Genomic DNA, 19,906 nt, shown 5'->3' with positions numbered 1-19,906 from the left:
TAATAAAAATATTACAGGTGATTACATGAACAAAAAAATATTATTTTTTTCATGCCTGATTTTAATATTATTTTCCATTTCAGCCGTTTCAGCAATTGAAGATTCGGTAAATGAAACAGCAGATTATGATCAGACAGAATTTAAAGATCCTGTAACTTTAGAAACTCCAAAAGTATCTCTACAGACAGATAACCTGACAAAAATATATAAAAATGATTCACAATTCAGTGCAAAGATAATTAAAGAAAATTCTCAAAGTCAGGTCATTCTTGTCCCATTAACTGAACCTCAATCAGTGATATTTGAAGTAAACGGCATTCTATATTACAGGGCTATTCAGAATAACACGGCAAAGCTGAACATTAATTTAGACCCTGGAAACTATACAATTACAACATATTACGGCATTATCAAAAATACAAATACCATTACAGTACTGCCTTCAATAATAGAAAACAATGATTTGACCAAATTCTATAAAAACGATTCACAGTTCACTGTTAAAATCCTGAATAAGGAAGGAAAACCTGCAGGTGCCGGAGAAAATGTAACATTCAATATTAATGGTGTTTTCTATACCCGCCAGACAAATGCTGAAGGAGTAGCTAAATTGAATATTAACCTGCAGCCTGGAAATTACATCATAACAACAGAATATAATGGCTGTAAGGTCTCAAACAAGATTATAGTTAAGCCTACACTGATGTTTTATCCGGTAAATGAAATCGGTTCCGGCGTAATTAGTGCCCGAGTGCTTGACGGTGAGGGAGAAGGTTTAGCTAATGCATCCATAAGCATCAATATCAATGGAGCAATATATGAATTCAAAACAGGTGGTGATGGAATTTTCATAACCGACGGACACAACAGCATTAATCTTCCATCAGGGGATTATTTATATACATTAAGCTATAATGGAGATTCTTTTTCAAGAATATGGCACCTTCATGGTTTTGTTATCGACCATGACCTTGTTAAAAGGTTTTATTAAAAATTAAAACCAATTTCTTATTTTTTTTGAAATTATTTTTAACTAACAACCGTTAGTTTTAATATTCATTAACCAGATAATATAACTAACAAGTGTTAGTTAATGATTATTATGTTAAGTACCAAAGAAAAGATTTTCAATAGTTCCATAGATTTGTTTTCAAAATATGGATATGACGGCGTTTCAATACGCCAAATTGCAGAAGAAGTAGGAATAAAGGAAAGTTCAATATATAACCATTATAAAAGCAAGGAATCCATTTTGGATGCCATTCTTGAATTCTATATAAATGAAATGACAAATGATGAGATTCCCCTGTCAAAAGCTGAAGAAAACCTGGACGTTGACTTCGATTACTTTTATAATGCAGGCTTGGAGCTTTACATGTCCAAATTGAAGAGTCCGAACATGATGAAGATTACAAGGCTCATCCTAATCGAATCATATCATAATGAAAAGATCTGTCGTTTTCTAAAAAATGAAATGATTGAAACGCCGGTTAACGGATGGTGTCAGCTGTTTGAACTTATGAAAGCAAAAAAGCTGATAAAAGAGGATTGCGATTCAAAACAGCTGGCGGAATCATTCTATTATTACGGATTTTTCCTGATATATCAGCATTTCATGATAGATTATCCGGAAGATGACGAGGAATTTCTTAAAAAGTTAGGTGAAAAATCAAAAAATCAAATCAGACTAATCTACAATTCAGTTAAAGCGGTGTGAAAATGAACTATCTAATAATTAACGGATCTCCAAGAAAGAAAAATACCTGGGCAATAGTTGAACAGGTCAAAAGCAATCTCGAAGGCAATTTTGAAGAAATACATTTATCTAAAGAGGATATTGCATTATGCAGGGGATGTCAAAACTGCATAATGAACGGCGAGAAATACTGTCCTCATTACAATCAAATCAATGATATCATTGAAAAGTTAAGAGAATGCGACGGCATTATAATCACATCACCAGTTTATGCCATGAATGTGACAGCATTATTGAAGAATTTCATTGACCATACGGCATACTTATATCACAGGCAGGAATTTTTCACCAAAAAGGCGCTGGTTGTAGTGTCCACCGCCGGAGCCGGACACAAAAAAGTGGCAAATTACCTTGATGAGACATTAAGGCACTGGGGAGTCAACAAAGTCTATAAGATTGCCATTCAATGCGGAGGAAAAGATTCTCTTGAAACATCCAAAATCGATAAAACTTCCCGGAAATTTAGAAAGGATGTTGAATCCGGGAAAATGCATTCACCCAAATTGGGAGATATCATATTTTTTGATGTGTGGAAGGCAATGGCCATTACAGATGACCCAATTAAAGCAGATAAGGAATTCTGGTTTGAAACAGGCTTAGTCAACAATGATTTTTCACCGGATGTCAAACTTGGTTTTTTCAAAAGGATTTTCTCAAGAATAATGTTTAATATAATGAAAAGAGTAATATAATCACCAAACTTATTAAATCATTTTGATATATGTAATAATATGTTTAGAAAGATGAGAAGAAAAAAACAGGAACTGTCAGAAGAGGAATGCATTGACATACTGATTAACGAACCTAGAGGAGTTTTGGCGTTAATCGGAGATGATGACTATCCCTATGCCCTTCCGATGAGCCACGTTTACGTTGACGGTAAAATATATTTCCACGGCGCAAAAAAGGGACATAAAAACGATGCTGTCGAGAACAATTCAAAAGTATCATATTGTGTTGTTGATAAAGGCGTCAGAAATGAAGGGGAATGGTGGTATACATTCAAAAGCGTAATTGTCTTTGGAAAAATCAGGACATTAACAGAAAATGATGAGAAAATTGATAAACTGACTCATCTGGGTGATAAATTTTTCCCAACACATGAGGAGACCGTTGATGAAATAAAAAGATTGCTTGAAAAGACTGAAGTCTTTGAAATAACAGTTGAGCACATGAGCGGTAAAAAAGTTGTAGAAAAATGAATTACCTGCACCATCACTTTTTCACTTATTGCATATAATTAGTTACAAAATATTTATTATTTTTCAAAGGAAAATTTTAATTATAGATTTTTTAGAAGGCAATTTATATGGAGAAATTAATTAATTCCTTGAAAAAACTTGGATTAAACAGATATGAAGCATTAACATATATTGGAATCAATAAGATTATTTCAGGAACTGCTGATGAAATAGCGCAGATATCTCAGTTACCACGTTCCAGAATATACGACATTTTGAATGAATTAGAAAAGAAAGGATTCGTTGAAGTAAAAAGAAAAAGGCCTATCCAATACAGGGTTATTGAACCTAAGACAATAATCAAAAAACGAAAAAATGAAATTATCCAAGAATTAGATGAATGTGAAGAGGAACTTCAGAAATTATATGATAATCAGATATCTGAAGTAAGAGCTCCAGTATGGCTGATTCATTCCAATGAAGACATAATCAAAAAAGAAATGGAAGTAATTAAAAAGGCTAAAAAATCAATTACCGTCCGACTTGGATTTTTACTTGAAAATGAAGGGGAAGAAATGTTGAAAGCATTTAAAAAACTTCCAAAAAATGTTGAAATTAAGATTCTGGCTAATGAAAAATGCTATTGTAGCAATGAAAAAATTGAAATTGTTAAATTATTTAAAAACTCTAACTTAGATAATTTAAAAATTGTCAAAGCAGACTTGCCAATGATTAAACTATTAATAAGAGACGGTGAAGAAGTCTTTGGAACATTCGTTGATTTCAGCGAAGAAAACAATTCAATAATCCCCCACACTGCAGTTGGAGTATGCAACCAATACGAAAACATCTGCAGCAATCTGAACGATTATTTTCTTAAGCAGTTCAATATGTTGAACAATTCACATTTTACACATAATTAGTTACACAACTTATATTATTAAAATAATTTAAAATACTTAAACAAGGTGAAAAATTATGAAAGCGGAACTGTAAAAATAGCAGAAGGTGTATACTGGGTAGGGGCATTGCACTGGAATACAAGAAGTTTCCATGGCTTTGCAATACCTGGAACCACATACAACTGTTATCTCGTATTTGGAAATGAAAAAGTAGCATTGATTGACAATGTATTTTCCGATGGCATGATTGATCAGTTGAATGCCAGAATTGAAGATGCATTTGCCAAAGAAGGCCGTGAAGTGAAAATTGACGTATTTGTACAAAATCACACTGAACTTGACCATTCTATTGGACTAAAGGAAACAATTGATAGATTCAGTGATGCTGAAGTATATGCTTCCCCTAAAGGGGCTGAATTTTTAGAAAAGCAATATCATAATTACAGTGATGTTGAAATAACAACTGTAAAAACAGGCGATGTAATTGATTTGGGAGACAAGACTTTGTCTGTTGTATCTGCCCCGATGCTTCATTGGCCAGACAGTATGTTTGTAATGCTGAATGAAGAAGGAATATTATTCTCAAATGATGCATTCGGTCAGCATGTGTGTATGTCTAAAAGATATGCTGAGGACTATGATGAGGCATTCATTATGAATGAAGCTAAAAAATTCTATGCTAATCTTGTTGTTCTGGGAGCTCCTATGCTTAGAATGAAACTTCAGGAATTGACTGATGCAGGAATTGTTGAACAAATAAAGATGATTGCTCCTTGCCATGGTCAAATATGGAAAGACCCTTCCAAAATAGTTAATGCATATTCTGACTGGGCAACAGGCGTTTGTGAAGACAAAATCACCATAATTTATGACACTATGCATCATTCAACAGAAAAATTAGCATATCAAATAGCTGAAGGAATTATGAGTGAGGGCGTTGAAGCCAAAATATACTTCATGCAGGAGGATTGGGAATCTGAGGTAGTGAATGACATTCTAGACAGTAAAGCTATTGCATTAGGTGCTCCTACCATGATGAACAAGCCTTTCCCGCGTATTGGAAATATAATGTATTGGTTGAATTGCCTTAACTTCAAAGGAACGACAAGCGAGAAAAATGCACTGATCTTTTCATCCAAAGGATGGGGAGGAGGTGCTGTTGCTAAACTCCAGAGCGATTTGGAAAGTGCAGGATTTACAATTTTTGACACTTTGGATGTTACTTTTGTACCTGATGAAGACATATTATCACAAGCTTTCCAAAAAGGTGTAGAACTTGCAAAATCAATAAAGGGATGAATATGACAAATTTAGACAAAAACATAGAAAAAGAAATAGAAGACATTATTGGTAAATACCAAAAAAGAGAAGCAAAATTGCTAAACTACCTGATTGTTGATGATGAAATTACATTCTTTTTACCTTTGTCAGACGACAACAATATCTCCGAAGAGGACATTGCTAAAATCTCTGATATAGTTAAAGGAGAATACATTTCAACAGAATCAATTAACCAAGAATACAGAATCAAATTCAAATATGGAATATAAAGAGTTTTAACTCTTTATTTCTTATATTTTAGACCCGCTTTGAAGGCTTTTGATATTCTTTCACCAGTTTTATAATATGAATGAGTTATATCGTCATATGCAAGAGGATCAAGTTTTAAAAAGTCTATTTTTCCATCTGTGATTACATCTTCATCGGCCTGCACGTTAACGATTTCACCTGTTATCTGTGTATGGGATCCGACCTCGGCAATATGCATTACCTTACATTCAACGGACACCTTGAATTCATTTATAATAGGGGCATTTACCTTTTCGCCCTTTTGGTGGGTAAAAGCTATTTTGGCCAGTTTGTCCGCATTATATCCTGATTCAATTCCAAGATAGTCAACTTCCGCAACGTGTTCAGCGCTCGGATATGCAAGACAGAACTCCCCTGAATGCAATATGCTTTTCAGGGTTTTTCTCTTCAGTGTTGTGTTGATTGCTATCATCACTGCCGGAGGATGATGGGAACACATTGTAGCAAAGGCCAGCGTACATGCATCGGCGTTTCCCTCTTCGTCATAAGCGCTTGCAACAACGGCAGGTGCCGGATACATCATCGTATGATTTTTAACATTTACTTTCATTTTAACCCCTATTTGTATCTGATTTCATAGATTTTTAAAGCATTGAACTCATAAGTCTTGATAAAGCTCATATTGTCATTTGAGAACTGCTCCAGATTCTTTGATGAGATGACATAGGTTACATTGAGCTTTTCAAGGTCATTAATATTAAGCGCCATGTTTACCTGGTCTGACTTGTTGATGCTGTACTGGTCGTCTCCGCAGTCAAATGTCGTAGGAGTATTGTTGACAAGTTCAATCTGAACCAGTGCGTATCTGTTGTAGATATCCCTTGACTGACCGTTAGGATCAAGCTTGGACCACATGTCAAAGTTAGGATAAGGATTGACTGAGTTAAGCGTACGCGCACCTACGCTTGTTGGAGCTGAAATCTGGAGAACATCACCGTCAACAACCCATATCGCATCCGGATTGGATTCTACAATCGATGCGATTTCAGTAAGTGCCGGATTGTCAAAGAAGTAATCTGTACCCATCTCCACCGGATTGACCATTGCTCCGGCAGGAACTGATATTATTAAAACGCAGCATAAAAATCCAATCTGGGCTTTTCTGTTGTCAGGGCTTTTAAGGATAAAGTAGAAGCTTGCGGTAAATATCACAAGCGCTATCAGCATAATTGGAAGTGAATAGAAGCGCTCTCCCAGATGTGTTGATGCCAGAACAAGCATTGCTCCAACCAAAATAAAGCTTATTATTAAAGGCAACTTGTCTGTGACTTTTGAAAAGTCTATCCTGTCTGATATGCTCATTGCCCTTATCAATATCAGCAAATCAATGAATGTAATGATTGCAAACAGCCTTGAAGGCTGGGTTTTTCCAAGCAATGTGAGTCTTGCATAAGTTTCCGGGAAAGTAAACAGATAAAATGACAGTAAAATCACATATGCAATAATCAGCAAATATAAAAGAGCATCCCTTTTTTTCTGGACAAACTGGACTAGGCCAAAGAGTATCAGACCGAGCGGGAAAAATGAAATGCAGTAGCTCATGCTCACCCTTGATATGATTTGGGTCGGCTTTAAAGGTTCGAATACATTTCTCATATAATCGAAGTAAATGTACGGGTCACCGCTCAGCCAGTAGAAATCTGCTCCTCCGGTTGAAAGCCTCAATCCAGGATAAACAGTGTTGCTTAGGATGGCGATTGCCTCTGATGACTTTGTAAGAACATAAAACATTGACAGTCCAAACAATGCAGCGAATATCAATGTGTATAATATGTCTATTTTTGATTTTTCAAAATCATTCCAGTTTTTATGGATTATCCATACAGCTATTGCAAGAAATACGTATCCCAGGGCAACTTCCCATGCAGGATAAAGTGAAAGGGTGAATGCGCCAAGGCTGAAAACCAGACCTATGATGCATAAAAATCTTTTTGAATAGCTTAATATGTTCATATACCAGTCAAGAATCAGTATTGAAAGCTGTCCGAAGACAAACATTTCGATTAATCCGTTTACACCGAACCACCATTGAACAAGCGGTGAAAATGTAAGCAGAACTGCATATGCAAGAGCCAGTATCCTGTTTTTTCTGGTCAATAATAACCCAAATTCAAATGATATTACAAAAAGCGCAATCAAACGACCCATCCAACAGAACGCAAGGCCTTTTGCCTGTGATAAGAAGAGATATCCCCATTGGAAAGGCTTGAAAATGACTGCAGGGTCAAGTATAGGCAGCTCACCGATTACAAATACATCGGTTGGAAATGCCCTTATGATATTTGAGATGTATCCGAATCCGTTATGGTACTGGGAAAAAGCAAACATTGTATTGATTGCATATTCATCAGTTTTTGTCCATCTGACAGTTCCCAGAAGTGATCTGTGAGGTTCCGCTCCAAAGGTTATGACTCCAATGGATGAACCGTGGATTTCAAGAATTACGCATGCTATAAACAATAAGACTGAAAGCAATATTCTGTTTCTGTAAATGAATTCCAAAACACTGCTTCGTGATTTGACATTGCTCAAAATTAGAAATATAACAAAAAGGATTGCAAAAAAGACTATAATCTGCTTGATAGATATTACTGAAGCAAGGACATTCAGATAGTCCATCCCGTCAAGCTCATAGAAAAGATATGAATTTTCAACTATCGATACATATATTCCAAGAAGTGCAGAAAATATTAAAGCAAAAATTGCACTTAACGTTAATTCCCTTTTACTAAAATCAATCATCAAATCACTATGATTGATTTTTATTTATTATTCCTAATAAAGTTTACATATAAGTTAATTTGATTTGCTTGTGAGGTCTGGTTCGCCTGTATCTGACGCGAGGATAACCTATGATGAATGCGGCATACATATGCTTGTTTTTATCTATTTCAGGAAAAAATTCCATTAGCTTTTCATGGTTTACCTCATCAGCCATGCCTATAAACAATGAATGAAATCCTCCAAGCCCCAATGTGTATGCAAGAAGTTCCAGACGAGTCATTGCAATAACCGCATCGGTTTTAGCCTCTGAAAATGCTAAAATCAGCTGTTTTCCTTCCCACAATAGAGGATGTCTTTTAGGATCTCTTGCCTCATCCCTTAAGTAATCCCCAAGCTGTCTGATTCTGAAAAATTCATCTTCCTTTACGCTTATGATATCGTAAACGTGGCTTATGAACTCATCCAGTCTCTCATCAATTACAGCGAACTCAACGTCCTGAATATTCTGCCTGTTCGGACTGTAATATGCCGCTTCCATAAGCTTTTCAAATGTTTCACTATCAATCTTTTTTCTTTTAAACCATCTGCAGGTCCTTCTCTGCTTTAGAAACTGCAGCATATCATCATATGAAACGGGAATTTCACGGGGATTGTACTCCTCAATCCGATCCATCTGGTCCTGATATGCCTTAAGGACTATCGCATTCTGCTTGCAGATTGTTGAGCATTGGCCGCAGTCAAAACAGTTGCTTTCAATGTCAACTGCAATATCGTCAATTATTTCAATATTGTCCCTTATGCAGACCGATTTGCAGATTCCGCATCCTACGCATTTCTCAGCGTCAATTATCAAATGTTTCATGATATCGCCACCAGATTCTCCCAGCTATAGCGTATCGTTTTACCTGATGTATCCTCGTAGAGCAGATCCACTGAATAGGTACTGTCTTTTAATGAATCGTTTTCAATATATGTGGTGAATCCGCCGCACCAGCCTTCACTTTTTCCTTTGAATTCATCTGCATCAGGCCTTTTTCTTGTTGATGCGTGATAATAGTGGGTATCTCCATTATCTCCTGTTAATCTGATGATTAATCTGTCTGTATCAACTTTCCTGTCGGGACAGCACCATCCGGTGAACTCGACATATGCATCATTTCGTGAAAGCTTGTCTATTAATATGAAAGCGTCACCGTCTGTTGGATTAATCTCAGCATAATCATCGCAATATGAGGCTTTTGCCTTATTCAGGTATAATTCAAAAAGCTTATCCTCAAAGAATTTGCGGGAATCATCCCTTGAAATTGGAATCGGCTCGTTATGAATCTTGTCAATGCATGTTGCATCGGGATTGATTCTTAAAAAGAGGTATTCATAGTCTTCAACCTTTGAAAATCTTTTTCTGGCCTCGGCATAAAAATCTGTTTTGTTTTCTTCACCGCAGGACTCGTCAGGAGCATCATCGAGAATCTCCAAATCGTCAACTGACTTGATGTCCATATCCACAGGATATCCAAGAGATTTTATTTCATTTGTAAGTTTTTCAACTTTTTGCTTTGACATCAGCTGGCTTTCATTCCACTTCATATTGTCATAAACGGATATATATGGAGTTCTTATCTCATGAGACATTATCGGGAAGTGTTCTTGGCAATACTTGATTAAATCAATTATTTCATCACTGTTTTCCTCAAGAAGCATTGTGATGAATCTGAACTGTGGCAAATCATCCCTATTTTTTAAAATCCTCTCCAGCATGTTGAGATTGTTGTGATAATGGTGGAATTTCTTGTTTTGGGTAATGTATTCGAAGCGCTCAGGCCTGAGGCTTTCTATTGAGATGTTAATAAGGCCCACATTGGCCGAAATCATATCTGTTATATATTCCTCATCCATTGGCCTTACCAGATTTGTAGTAAAAAAGCATTTCCTTTTAGCCATTTCGGGAAGTGAATTCAGACATTCTATAAAATTCGGGTTGATTGTAGGCTCATAGATACATGAAATGTAAAAGCCGTATCCTCCGCCTGCATAATCCCTGACCAGGGGAAGAACCTCAATCATTTTTCTGAAAGTGTCCGCATCCATATTTACAGGCTTGTCCCAAAAGGAACTGAAACAGAACCGGCATCTCTGGTTGCATGTATTGTTTATATCCATATTGACAGCATCAAATAGCATTTCTTCCCTTTGCGGTTCGATTACTGTTCTTTCCTCTTTTTTATTGAACTTGCTTTTAATCTGAGATATAATATTCATTGAAATCTCCTACAAATATTATATTTGGTCAAAAGGGTTAATAAAGTTTAAAAAAATAGAAAAATAGAAAATATAATTTTAATTCAAAGTTATATTTTCAGTATACAATATATTTGAAGAATCTGATGTATCAGTGACGATAATTTCTGCTTTTGCCGGTTGAGTATCCTTGAAATACATTGCATCAAAAGTATATGTTTTTCCAGATGTTGGATTTAACTCATTCCACCCTATTGTTGAATCAAGAATTTTATTATTTTGATCATAGAAATTTACGTTAACACATAAATAATCAAATGAAGTATCAATATGGATATCTCCTTTTACATGACCATCCCAATAACCATAACTATAAGAAATATCATTAGTTATATTTCCAACAGCTATTGAATTTTCTGCATTGATATTATATGCAACTCCACCAATGATTAAAATTAAAAATAAAATTATAATAATCGCAATAGGTATTAGAACTAATTTTTTATTGTGAATATGAGTGCCTTCAACATATAATGTGACTATAGCGGTTATGATAAACAGTATTGTGGAAATTTCTCCGAATCTTCCAATGAACAAGAAGATTAATGCACCAACAACAATAAATTGAATTGCTGTAACCAAGGGTTCATCTAGTTTAATTAAGAAATAGATACCAAGTATTCCACCAACAACTGCCACTAAACCTGCAATTGCAATTGAATCATAACCCATCAATATGGGAGTAGAAAGAACTTCAACAATTCCAATTATAATAGAAATTACAGCTAGAATTAATGGTAATTTATTTATAAAACTGCCATCATCATGTTTTTGTACTTTAACAATATCATCAACTTTTTCTCCACAATAAAGGCAAAATTGACTATCATCATCGATTTCTTTACCACAAGATTTACAATACTTAGACATAAGAATATACCTCCTAATTAATATATTGTAAATCATTAATTAATAAGTTTATAGTAATTTAATTGAAATATATAAAAAAGAGAAGTAAATTAATACTTCAAAAAATTAGCTGTTTTATTTGATTTCGTTGAAAGCCGTTGTTGCGGCCACTGCACCTTCACCGCATGCCACAACCCACTGTTTCAGGCCTATACATACATCGCCGACGGCATATACGTAATCCACATTGGTCTTCTGGTCCTTGTCTATTATGATGTGGCCGGATTCATCCAAATCGACACCGAGCTGAGTGGCAAGTTCAGTGTGGGGAAGATATCCTACGCTTATGAAAATTCCGTTTACCGGCATTTCACTCAATTCTCCTGTTTGAGTATCTTTAAGGACAACTGACTCCACAAGCATGTTGCCTTTTATCTCTTCGACCGTTGCATTGTAGATGACATTAATGCCTTCCTTTTCAACCATGTCCTGCAGGTGCTTCTGGGCTCTGAATTCATCCCTTCTGTGGACTAAGGTAACGTTAGCTCCAAGGTTTTTAAGGTAAAGGGCTTCCTGAAGTGCGCTGTTTCCTCCGCCAACCATGATTATGTCTCTTGACTGGAAGAAAAATCCGTCGCATGTTGCGCAGTAGCTGACACCTTTTCCAAGAAATTCATCTTCACCTTTAGCGTCAAGATGTCTGTGTGAGCTTCCGGTGGCCAGTATAATGGTTTTTGACTTATATTCTGCCTTGTCGGTTTTAACAATGAATCTGTATTCGCCGTCAGTTTTGATGATTTCGGTGACGTCCTCATTTTCATGAAGCTCGCAGTTTTTCATTGCCTGCTCTTTCATGGTTTCAACTAACTTCAGACCTGAAATGCTTTCAAATCCCGGATAGTTTTCCATTTGCGGAACTTCACGGCCAATTCCGCCTGCCAGGCCACGGTCTACAATCAGGTTTTTGGTTCCCTGACGTCCCGCATAGATTCCTGCGGTAAGGCCTCCCGGACCTGCTCCGATAATTATAATGTCATATTCCATATTTTACCTCTAAATTAAATCCCTTATGGCATCTCTTACATCGGCCAAATCTTCAGTCGGCTCGAATCTTCTTACAACATTACCTTCACGGTCCACTAAAAACTTGGTGAAGTTCCATTTGATGTCATTGTTGTCTTTGTAATGTCTGTCAACAGCTTTTAAGACAAGCTTAAGTTTTGTTGCACCTTTTCCGGTGATGTCCTTGAAAGGCTGTTCGTTTTTAAGGTACTCGAATAACGGATCTGCATTTTCCCCGTTGACGTCAATCTTATCGAATATTGCGTATGGAACCAGCCATTTGTTGCGGCATACTTCCTTGATTTCTGAGGTTTCACCAGGTGCCTGATTTCCGAACTGGTTGCATGGGAAATCCAGAATTTCAAATCCCTGTTCGTTAAATTCTGCATAAATTTCATTCAGTTCAGTGTATTGCGGAGTGAAACCGCATTTTGTTGCTGAGTTTACAATCAACAATACTTTGTCTTTGTATTCGGATAGGCTTACTGTGTTTCCTTCTCCGTCTTTTACTTCAAAATCATAAATTGACATGTTTTTCACCTACTAAAAATATAGACTTAACCAAGTTAAGGCTTGACTAAATATTTATAACAATTATTATATAAAGTTAACTGATTACAAATCGGCAGATTCTAAGGTCAATTGATACAGCATTTCCTTTAAATCAGCTAATTTTTCATTGGACAGCTGCCTTGTAATATTTCTCTCCCAGCCGCAAGTTAAAAGGTTGATTTTAACAAGAGCCTCCTCACCTTTTTTCGTTAATGAAACAACATTTCTGCTTTTATTTCTTTCGTCCTTGTGCTTTTCTACAAGTCCCTTATTTACAAGCTTTTTTATCATCTTGGCAACATTTGCCTCGCTTACATACAATCTTTCAGCCATCTGCCTCTGTGAACTTGGCCCGTAATACATTATGGAGTAGATATAGGTCAGCTCACCGTATGTGATGTCCACATCCTCCAGATTGTTTTTAAGATAATTGTTGTAGCTCAAAAGGATATACTCCATATAGAGATTCAATGGAGTAAACATAATCCTGTCTTCCTTCCACTTCTCCTCAACCATAATCATCCGCCTCCCGGAATGGTATACTTGTCGTTGATGTCATAAAATATACCGTCACCCTTTGATTTTTCACGGGCATTAGACAATGCCTCCTTAAAAATAACATTCAGCATTTTATAACCGTCCTTATCAATGAAATCAGATAACTGTGAATCCTCACATTCAACATCCCGTTCGATGTTAAAGCAGCATGCACAGATAAGATGAAAATCTCCGCATTTTTCGCTTTTCAGATATTTGCAATAATCCTTCCACTGCCTTTTCAAATCCTTTCCTTTATCGGACAGTGTGGATTCGGCCAGAATGTCCTTATATTCCTTTGAAGAGTAGTCGTTTTCGCCTTCAAGAATCCTGACATATTTCAGATAGTCTCTTTTGAACTTGTTGGCAATAGAAGTTGTCTTTATCTGATTGTACATGCTTTTCAGGTTGAATTTTTTAGACTTGTTAACTGTTTTAAGCATACTGGTAGCGATGACCTCGGAAGTCTTTAAATCACCGGATTTGGAAGTGATTCTGAAGTTAATGGCGTTCATTACTTTCAAATCCTTATCCTTAATCTTTTTGCCTATGGAATATGATTCATCACAGTCAATGTCAACTTTGATATAACCTTTTCTGATTAATTCCAAAACGGTCAATGAAAGCGAATTTACAGACATTTCATAGTCATTGAAAAAGCCTTTTGAAAACAATGCATTGACAACCTGATAAGAATCATCACTTGGAGGACTGTTCAACATAATCAGTATTATATTATTAATCTTTAATAAATTAATTGAACAATCAGGTATTTGAATCATATGGCCAAGATTGAAAAAATCTCTTAAACATTGATTTTAACATCATATGGTTTTCTGTGAGATAATTTACTGCAGTTTTCTTTAAGTTTACTGCAAAAAAAGCGTTATTTATAATCAATGCCTTAATGTGAGATTAAAAATCCCACAAAATCCCCGAGACATTGATTTTATATACCATGGTTTTTTAGTGAAAAAATAATTCACTTTGAATTATTAAAATAATTCTATTTATTAAATTTTATTAACTTCCATATATATTATTCGGATTTGTGGGAAAAATTGATTATAATTCATTTTAACTAATTTAAAGCCTTTTCGATTATAATATTGCTTTTAGCGAGTAAAATTGTTTCAGATTGTAAAAAAAGTTTTTTCACAGTAAAAATAAACCCCCATTAAAATGAATAAATGATTAATAATATTAAATTTCAAAATAAATGTGAAAAAATGAATAAAAATTATGCAAACATGCTAAAAAGATATAAAAAAAGAGAAATTATTTTCTCAAATAATTTCTAAAAAGTTCAGTCTGAAGAACACTCTTCTTGCTTACTTCCTCAAGCTTTAAAAAAAGCTTCCAAGGCATTGACAATGTCAGATACTCATCCGGAATGAAATGTCTTGTCTTTGACCTGCCTGCAAAATCAATCGGCCCCAAAATAGGCTTTGGATCATCACTTTCATCCTGCTCGAATACAAAAGAACCTATGGACTGGCATGATGATGCCTGAGGAGTCAATAAATAGGCATCCTTTGTCCTGAAAGAGGAGTTAATCTGAATAAGGGCAGTCAGCTCCAAGGGATTTAGGGTAAATATAACAGATTTTGGAATATCGCCCTCCTCAAGATTTTCAATTGCCTTGAAAATCACATACTGACCATCATCATATACTGGCCGGTTTTTGATGTTTGTTATGGCCGTGTCAAAGTCAGCATAAATCCTTTCGCCTTCAAGAAACATTTCACTTACTCTGGGCATCCTGTCCAGTCTCTTTTGATAGGCTTCCTTATCGGGAGCTGACTCAAGTCCGCATGAAAGAAATGTGGCCTGAAAATCCATATCCTCCTGTGTGGAAAATCCGTCTCCCCAACCGAATCCTGTTGCGATTCCGCCGCAGGTAATGTTTTCACGGCCAAAACATGTGGTGATTCTTTTTGCAATAGTCTGTGCAACAAAGCTCATCACACATCCGCCACGGCCCGGCTTAGGTCCTTTTGCATCAGAAGGTTTTTCATCTGATTTTAAAAGAACAATTGGCGGAAATTTTAATCCCATTTCATTAGCAATATAACTTTCCATTTCAATAACCTCTGATTTAATATTTTATAATGAAACTAATAAAATTTTTTACTTTATCCATACATGACAATACAAAATATTACAGAATTTTTAATTAAACACGAACAAAATGATTATAGCATTAATAATTCATATGTTTAAAATAATAAAACCAATATAATTAACCATACTTTCAACTAAACGAATGGCAAATGCTATAAAGATTATCCGACAAAATATTAATCAATGGAAATCACTGAAGAAAACATCAGAAAAATTCATGAAAAGCTCAATGAAGTCTCACCGGTTGATTATGACTGCGGAAAGCTCTGCGGAGAAATCTGCTGCGTTTATGACAGCGAGGAGTTTCCAAATGATGATTTGATAATCTATCTGCTTCCGGGCGAAGAGACACTTTATGAAAACAGCAAATCCTTTGAACTCAAACACTTCAAAATCAGCGAAATAAAATATCCCCATTCATGGAAGGATGGAGTATACACGGTAAAGTGCACCAATCCGCCTAACTGCGAGCGTGAAATAAGACCCATCCAGTGCAGGACTTTTCCATTGATTCCCCACATCACCAAGGACAGGCGTTTTCATTTAATCTTTGATGACAGCCAGTATCCCTACAGGTGCCCCTTAATAAAGGACAATATAAAATTGAATGATGATTTTGTAAAAGAGACCTACAAGACCTGGAGATTTTTATTGAAAAACAGACTGGTCTATGATCTGGTGGATATGGATTCAAGAAAACGTGAAAACAGAAAAATTAAATATAAAAAAATAATATGAGGAAATGATATCCTCACATGCTTATTGAAATTTGATTGGACGTTCTTGCGCTATCATAGATTGATGTTATGATGTATTTTCCAGGTATCAGATTAATATTTAAAGACGCATAACCGTCACTGGCAGTTGTCCTTTCATAAAATACACCATTTACATTAAATCCGACAAGTTTACCGGCCATAGGATTTCCCTGACCGTCAATCAGTTTAACTCTGTAACGGGTTCCGTCCCTATATTTCATGGTAATGTCATTTCCATACAGTACAGGCAGTACAGTGACTGTATTTGAATATCTCAAACCGTTATACTCTGCCGTGATGATATAGACACCCGGATCAAGATTAATGTTCATACGGGCATAACCGCTTGCATTAATCGCCCTTTTATAGAATACACCGTTTATGTTGAAGTTAACAGTATCGTTGGCCTTTGCCGGAGTTCCGTCATCGTTCAATACCTTGATGTAGTACTGTGAGTCGTTTCTGTAATATTTTGTCAAGTCATTACCCTGAAGGAATGAAAGTACAGTGATTGTATTACTGTTCATTTCACCGTTGGTATTCATTGCGGTGATAACATAAACTCCAGGGTTCAAGTTAATGTTCATACGGGCAATACCGCTTGCATTGGTGTTTCTTGTATACATCACACCGTTTATGTTAAAGGTTATTGCAGTGTTTTTCAAAGGATTGCCGTTTGAATCTAAAAACTTGGCATAGTACTGGGTTGCATTTCTGTAATACTTTACGACGTCATTTCCGAAAATCGTGGTTTTTATGGTAATTGTGTTTTCAACATATGCGAATTCGTTTTCATCATCACCTGCAAAGACAGAAAGGATATTGGCTTCACCGGCATCAAGATTGATTGCAATGGATGCTTTTCCCTCACTGTTGGTTACCCTGTCATATGCATTATTATTGATATAAATCTTGACATTTTTTGAAGCGAGAGGATTTGAATTGGAATCGGTCAGGGTAACGTAATATCTGGAACCATCCTTGTAATACATTTCAAAATCGCTTCCGGTAATATTGGTATTTGATTGGTTGGAGAAAAGACATACTATGCTGTTTTTGGTGGTTGAGTCGTAATAATTGGTTTCACCGGCATAACTTGAGACGATTTCATGGTAACCATTTTCCAAATCATTCAAAGTCAAAGTAGCCTTACCCTGACTGTTGGTGGTTTTGGTGTATTTCCTGCCGTCAACGGTAATTGAAACAGATTTGCCTGACAGCGCTTTTCCGCTGGCATCGCTCAGTACAACCTCATAGTTTGCGCTTTGTGAAGAATCATTCAGGATAACATTGTTTCCTGTAAGTTTGGTTTTTGATTTGCCTTCAATGACATTGACCGCTTTTGATCCGCCGAAATTGGAGCTTGACACAGTTACTGTTACCTGACCGGTAGGGCCTGTGTACTGGCTTGTTCCGACGTTATTTTTAATTATAACAGTTGACGGATTGAAGTTTGGAGATGCTGCAACGCCATACATAGGCATTTCACCGTTGAGATTGGTGAAAGTGTTTGTTTTGAATCTTACAACTTCAGTGTCTGTGTTCTGTTTGATTTGGGAAGGTATTGTAAAGTCAATTACAGTCCATGTCCTTATATTTGAAACGTCATAATTGTGGATGTTGTTTTGCGCTACCTTGTTTTGTGAATTCCAGTAATTATATTCAAGGCTGTTTATTGAGCTTTGATAGGATTCAATGTCTGAACCGGTTGCGCTTGCATAATTGTTTTTGAAAATATTGTAGTTACCTGCAAATGCTGTATTTTCCAAAAATATTGCACCGCCGTACTGGGCAGAATTGCTTTCATATAATGCTCCCTGAGTGTTAAGCACTGAGTTCTGGGTGTAAATAGCTCCTCCGCTGTGGGATGCCCTGTTGTTTGAGAAGTAATTGTGATTGCCCAAAATCAGTTCCTTGACGTTGTTTGCTCTGATGGCACCTGCAGTGGAAGATGCTGTATTTGAATCGAATACGTTTTCACCTAAAATGTCAACACGTGTTGAATCAAGGAAAATCAGTGCTCCTCCAGTCGGTGCGGAGTTTTGAGTGAAGGTGTTTGTTCCTTTAATTGCCACATTGTTATTTGCAGAGTATATTGCACCTCCGGCTCCCAGAGCAGAGTTTTTGGTGAAAATATTGTTGGCATCGATATTGAGATATCCGCTGTATGAAAAGATTGCACCTCCGATATTGTTTCCGCCAACGTTCTGGCCGTAATCAGCCTTATTTGATTCGAATATGTTTTCACCATATATGTCCAGTCTTGTTGACTGCTGGTTGGCTATTGCTCCTCCAAGACTGCCTCTGTTTTCCCTGAAGATATTTTTACCTGACATGGTGAATGTGGAGAGGAAGAGATTGTTGTCTATAGCTCCTCCCCTGTAAGCTGCATTGGACTGGAAGAGGTTTTCCCCGCTTAAATAGAAAGTTGCGTTTTCGTTGTTTATTGCTCCGCCTTTACTGGTTGCATACCTTAACTTATTGTTTGTGAAAGTGTTTTTTCCGGTTACATTGGCAACGGCCTGGTGGTTGAAAATAGCACCTCCGTCGGAATTTGCCTCATTGTTGTTGAAGATAGATTCCCCTGACATGTAAAGAGAGGATTTTATCCTTGGATTTTCAAGGGATGCAAATGCGTTTAAAATCGCACCTCCTTTTCCCTCATCGACAGTTATGGTTGTCTGGCCTGTGAAATAGGCGCTGTTTGAATCAAAAGTATTTTTTCCGGTTATGACTAACTTGGATCCGAACTGGTTGGAAATGGCTCCACCGTCCTGCCATACACTGTTTCTGGAAAAGGTGTTGGTTCCGGACAATGTGACTGCAGCATCCATACTGTCACTTGCAATGGCTCCGCCGTTACGGGCGAAATTATTGGTGAACTGACAGTCGGTGACAGTGAGCGTTCCCATATTCAGAATAGCGCCTCCGTCGAAGTCTTCAGCCAAAGTTGATGCCAGATAACCGTTAGTCAATTTGACATTGTTTAATGTGAGCTGTCCTCCCGGAAGCACGAAAAAGATTCTACCAAGTCTGTTTGCATTTATTGTGTGACCGTTACCGTTTATTGTGACATTCCTGTAGTCATAAATGTTTATGTCCCGGTCACTGCTTGTACGAGTGATATCTCCAGTTAACTCAATAGTTCTTGACATGCCGATTGCATTTTCCAAACTGGCGAAATCTCCGGCTCCAACTTCTATTGAAAGAACATTGTCATCCGCTGGAGTTTCAAAAACAGTTTCATTATCCAAATCGGCCGCATTAACTGAGGATATAATTAATATCAGTGAAACGAATGATATTAAAAATAAAAGTATTTTGCTAATTTTCATTATTAATCCCTCATTTTTTTAATGATTATTGAAAAAATAAGCTAATCATTATATAAATGTATGTTAATAATGTATAAAAAAGCTTTACTAAAATCAGTGATTATAGTACTCGACACTGAAAATTATAAATACTATTGATTATAAATATTATAATCATGTCTAATCAAACATTAATTGAAGAATATCCTGGGATTATTTCCGAGATTCAAACGGAAATCAAAAAGTTAGAGAATGATAC

General features: G+C 36.3%; 19 protein-coding genes. 8 read left to right on the top strand and 11 right to left on the bottom strand.

Going from position 1 to position 19,906, the window contains the following annotated elements:
• Positions 1–25 precede the first annotated feature (25 nt).
• The 7 genes from ACKI2W_RS06050 (at position 26) to ACKI2W_RS06020 (ending at position 5,389) form a co-directional block, all read left to right on the top strand.
• Positions 26–991, top strand: coding sequence for a carboxypeptidase-like regulatory domain-containing protein (locus ACKI2W_RS06050; protein WP_407380246.1), 966 nt, complete (start codon positions 26–28; stop codon positions 989–991).
• A gap of 102 nt (positions 992–1,093) precedes the next feature.
• Positions 1,094–1,717, top strand: a complete 624-nt coding sequence (locus ACKI2W_RS06045) for a TetR/AcrR family transcriptional regulator (RefSeq protein ID WP_407380244.1) — start codon at positions 1,094–1,096, stop codon at positions 1,715–1,717.
• A 2-nt stretch (positions 1,718–1,719) separates the two neighbouring features.
• On the top strand, positions 1,720–2,448 hold the full coding sequence (locus ACKI2W_RS06040) for a flavodoxin family protein (RefSeq protein ID WP_407380242.1): 729 nt from the start codon (positions 1,720–1,722) through the stop codon (positions 2,446–2,448).
• A 39-nt stretch (positions 2,449–2,487) separates the two neighbouring features.
• Entirely contained in the window at positions 2,488–2,958 is a 471-nt protein-coding gene (locus ACKI2W_RS06035) for a pyridoxamine 5'-phosphate oxidase family protein (RefSeq protein WP_407380240.1), read from the top strand.
• A gap of 107 nt (positions 2,959–3,065) precedes the next feature.
• Positions 3,066–3,860 (top strand): TrmB family transcriptional regulator, encoded by a 795-nt coding sequence (locus ACKI2W_RS06030; RefSeq protein WP_407380238.1) that lies wholly within the window; start codon positions 3,066–3,068, stop codon positions 3,858–3,860.
• Between the two features lie 45 nt (positions 3,861–3,905).
• A complete protein-coding gene (locus tag ACKI2W_RS06025; RefSeq protein WP_407380236.1) occupies positions 3,906–5,138 on the top strand; it encodes an FprA family A-type flavoprotein in 1,233 nt (410 codons plus the stop codon).
• A gap of 2 nt (positions 5,139–5,140) precedes the next feature.
• Positions 5,141–5,389 (top strand): hypothetical protein, encoded by a 249-nt coding sequence (locus ACKI2W_RS06020; RefSeq protein ID WP_407380234.1) that lies wholly within the window; start codon positions 5,141–5,143, stop codon positions 5,387–5,389.
• Positions 5,390–5,403: 14 nt separating this feature from the next.
• Here ACKI2W_RS06020 and ACKI2W_RS06015 read toward each other — a convergent pair whose 3' ends face one another.
• The 10 genes from ACKI2W_RS06015 to ACKI2W_RS05970 form a co-directional block, all read right to left on the bottom strand.
• The gene (locus tag ACKI2W_RS06015; protein ID WP_407380232.1) at positions 5,404–5,979 is read right to left on the bottom strand and encodes a flavin reductase family protein; all 576 of its coding nucleotides are present in this window, start codon (positions 5,977–5,979) and stop codon (positions 5,404–5,406) included.
• Between the two features lie 8 nt (positions 5,980–5,987).
• Positions 5,988–8,171 carry a hypothetical protein gene (locus ACKI2W_RS06010; RefSeq protein ID WP_407380230.1) on the bottom strand — a complete coding sequence of 728 codons (2,184 nt, stop codon included), beginning with the start codon at positions 8,169–8,171 and terminating at the stop codon, positions 5,988–5,990.
• 43 nt (positions 8,172–8,214) lie between these two features.
• Positions 8,215–9,015 (bottom strand): nitroreductase family protein, encoded by an 801-nt coding sequence (locus ACKI2W_RS06005; RefSeq protein WP_407380228.1) that lies wholly within the window; start codon positions 9,013–9,015, stop codon positions 8,215–8,217.
• Complete coding sequence (locus ACKI2W_RS06000) at positions 9,012–10,412, bottom strand: radical SAM protein (protein WP_407380226.1); 1,401 nt, start codon at positions 10,410–10,412, stop codon at positions 9,012–9,014. The genes ACKI2W_RS06005 and ACKI2W_RS06000 overlap by 4 nt, the downstream gene beginning before the upstream one ends.
• Before the next feature lie 78 nt (positions 10,413–10,490).
• Positions 10,491–11,321, bottom strand: coding sequence for a zinc-ribbon domain-containing protein (locus ACKI2W_RS05995; protein WP_407380224.1), 831 nt, complete (start codon positions 11,319–11,321; stop codon positions 10,491–10,493).
• 114 nt (positions 11,322–11,435) lie between these two features.
• Entirely contained in the window at positions 11,436–12,344 is a 909-nt protein-coding gene (gene trxB / locus ACKI2W_RS05990; protein WP_407380221.1) for a thioredoxin-disulfide reductase, read from the bottom strand.
• A gap of 9 nt (positions 12,345–12,353) precedes the next feature.
• Positions 12,354–12,893, bottom strand: a complete 540-nt coding sequence (locus tag ACKI2W_RS05985; protein WP_407380219.1) for a glutathione peroxidase — start codon at positions 12,891–12,893, stop codon at positions 12,354–12,356.
• 84 nt (positions 12,894–12,977) lie between these two features.
• Entirely contained in the window at positions 12,978–13,430 is a 453-nt protein-coding gene (locus ACKI2W_RS05980; protein ID WP_407380217.1) for a MarR family winged helix-turn-helix transcriptional regulator, read from the bottom strand.
• Positions 13,431–13,432: 2 nt separating this feature from the next.
• A complete protein-coding gene (locus ACKI2W_RS05975) occupies positions 13,433–14,173 on the bottom strand; it encodes a hypothetical protein (RefSeq protein WP_407380215.1) in 741 nt (246 codons plus the stop codon).
• 556 nt (positions 14,174–14,729) lie between these two features.
• Positions 14,730–15,533 carry a DUF169 domain-containing protein gene (locus tag ACKI2W_RS05970; protein ID WP_407380213.1) on the bottom strand — a complete coding sequence of 268 codons (804 nt, stop codon included), beginning with the start codon at positions 15,531–15,533 and terminating at the stop codon, positions 14,730–14,732.
• 225 nt (positions 15,534–15,758) lie between these two features.
• On the opposite strand from ACKI2W_RS05970, the gene ACKI2W_RS05965 reads away from it, so the two are divergent.
• Positions 15,759–16,313, top strand: a complete 555-nt coding sequence (locus ACKI2W_RS05965) for a hypothetical protein (RefSeq protein ID WP_407380211.1) — start codon at positions 15,759–15,761, stop codon at positions 16,311–16,313.
• A 13-nt stretch (positions 16,314–16,326) separates the two neighbouring features.
• Here ACKI2W_RS05965 and ACKI2W_RS05960 read toward each other — a convergent pair whose 3' ends face one another.
• Complete coding sequence (locus ACKI2W_RS05960; RefSeq protein ID WP_407380209.1) at positions 16,327–19,668, bottom strand: hypothetical protein; 3,342 nt, start codon at positions 19,666–19,668, stop codon at positions 16,327–16,329.
• Between the last annotated feature and the right edge of the window lie 238 nt (positions 19,669–19,906).

Origin of the sequence: Methanobrevibacter sp. (genome assembly GCF_045603845.1) — an archaeon.
Lineage (GTDB): Archaea > Methanobacteriota > Methanobacteria > Methanobacteriales > Methanobacteriaceae > Methanocatella.
Note: the sequence above shows the minus strand (reverse complement) of the source record. Positions and strands in the feature narration are given on the sequence as shown.

Excerpts from the sequence above, each read along its gene's own strand:
- ACKI2W_RS05960 (WP_407380209.1), bottom strand. The coding sequence starts at position 19,668 with ATGAAAATTAGCAAAATACTTTTATTTTTAATATCATTCGTTTCACTG.
- ACKI2W_RS05980 (WP_407380217.1), bottom strand. The coding sequence starts at position 13,430 with ATGGTTGAGGAGAAGTGGAAGGAAGACAGGATTATGTTTACTCCATTG.
- ACKI2W_RS05985 (WP_407380219.1), bottom strand. The coding sequence starts at position 12,893 with ATGTCAATTTATGATTTTGAAGTAAAAGACGGAGAAGGAAACACAGTA.
- trxB (WP_407380221.1), bottom strand. The coding sequence starts at position 12,344 with ATGGAATATGACATTATAATTATCGGAGCAGGTCCGGGAGGCCTTACC.
- ACKI2W_RS06035 (WP_407380240.1), top strand. The coding sequence starts at position 2,488 with ATGTTTAGAAAGATGAGAAGAAAAAAACAGGAACTGTCAGAAGAGGAA.
- ACKI2W_RS06005 (WP_407380228.1), bottom strand. The coding sequence starts at position 9,015 with ATGAAACATTTGATAATTGACGCTGAGAAATGCGTAGGATGCGGAATC.
- ACKI2W_RS06010 (WP_407380230.1), bottom strand. The coding sequence starts at position 8,171 with ATGATTGATTTTAGTAAAAGGGAATTAACGTTAAGTGCAATTTTTGCT.
- ACKI2W_RS06050 (WP_407380246.1), top strand. The coding sequence starts at position 26 with ATGAACAAAAAAATATTATTTTTTTCATGCCTGATTTTAATATTATTT.
- ACKI2W_RS06040 (WP_407380242.1), top strand. The coding sequence starts at position 1,720 with ATGAACTATCTAATAATTAACGGATCTCCAAGAAAGAAAAATACCTGG.
- ACKI2W_RS05995 (WP_407380224.1), bottom strand. The coding sequence starts at position 11,321 with ATGTCTAAGTATTGTAAATCTTGTGGTAAAGAAATCGATGATGATAGT.
- ACKI2W_RS05965 (WP_407380211.1), top strand. The coding sequence starts at position 15,759 with ATGGAAATCACTGAAGAAAACATCAGAAAAATTCATGAAAAGCTCAAT.
- ACKI2W_RS06030 (WP_407380238.1), top strand. The coding sequence starts at position 3,066 with ATGGAGAAATTAATTAATTCCTTGAAAAAACTTGGATTAAACAGATAT.
- ACKI2W_RS06000 (WP_407380226.1), bottom strand. The coding sequence starts at position 10,412 with ATGAATATTATATCTCAGATTAAAAGCAAGTTCAATAAAAAAGAGGAA.
- ACKI2W_RS05970 (WP_407380213.1), bottom strand. The coding sequence starts at position 15,533 with ATGGAAAGTTATATTGCTAATGAAATGGGATTAAAATTTCCGCCAATT.
- ACKI2W_RS06045 (WP_407380244.1), top strand. The coding sequence starts at position 1,094 with ATGATTATTATGTTAAGTACCAAAGAAAAGATTTTCAATAGTTCCATA.
- ACKI2W_RS05975 (WP_407380215.1), bottom strand. The coding sequence starts at position 14,173 with ATGTTGAACAGTCCTCCAAGTGATGATTCTTATCAGGTTGTCAATGCA.
- ACKI2W_RS06015 (WP_407380232.1), bottom strand. The coding sequence starts at position 5,979 with ATGAAAGTAAATGTTAAAAATCATACGATGATGTATCCGGCACCTGCC.
- ACKI2W_RS06020 (WP_407380234.1), top strand. The coding sequence starts at position 5,141 with ATGACAAATTTAGACAAAAACATAGAAAAAGAAATAGAAGACATTATT.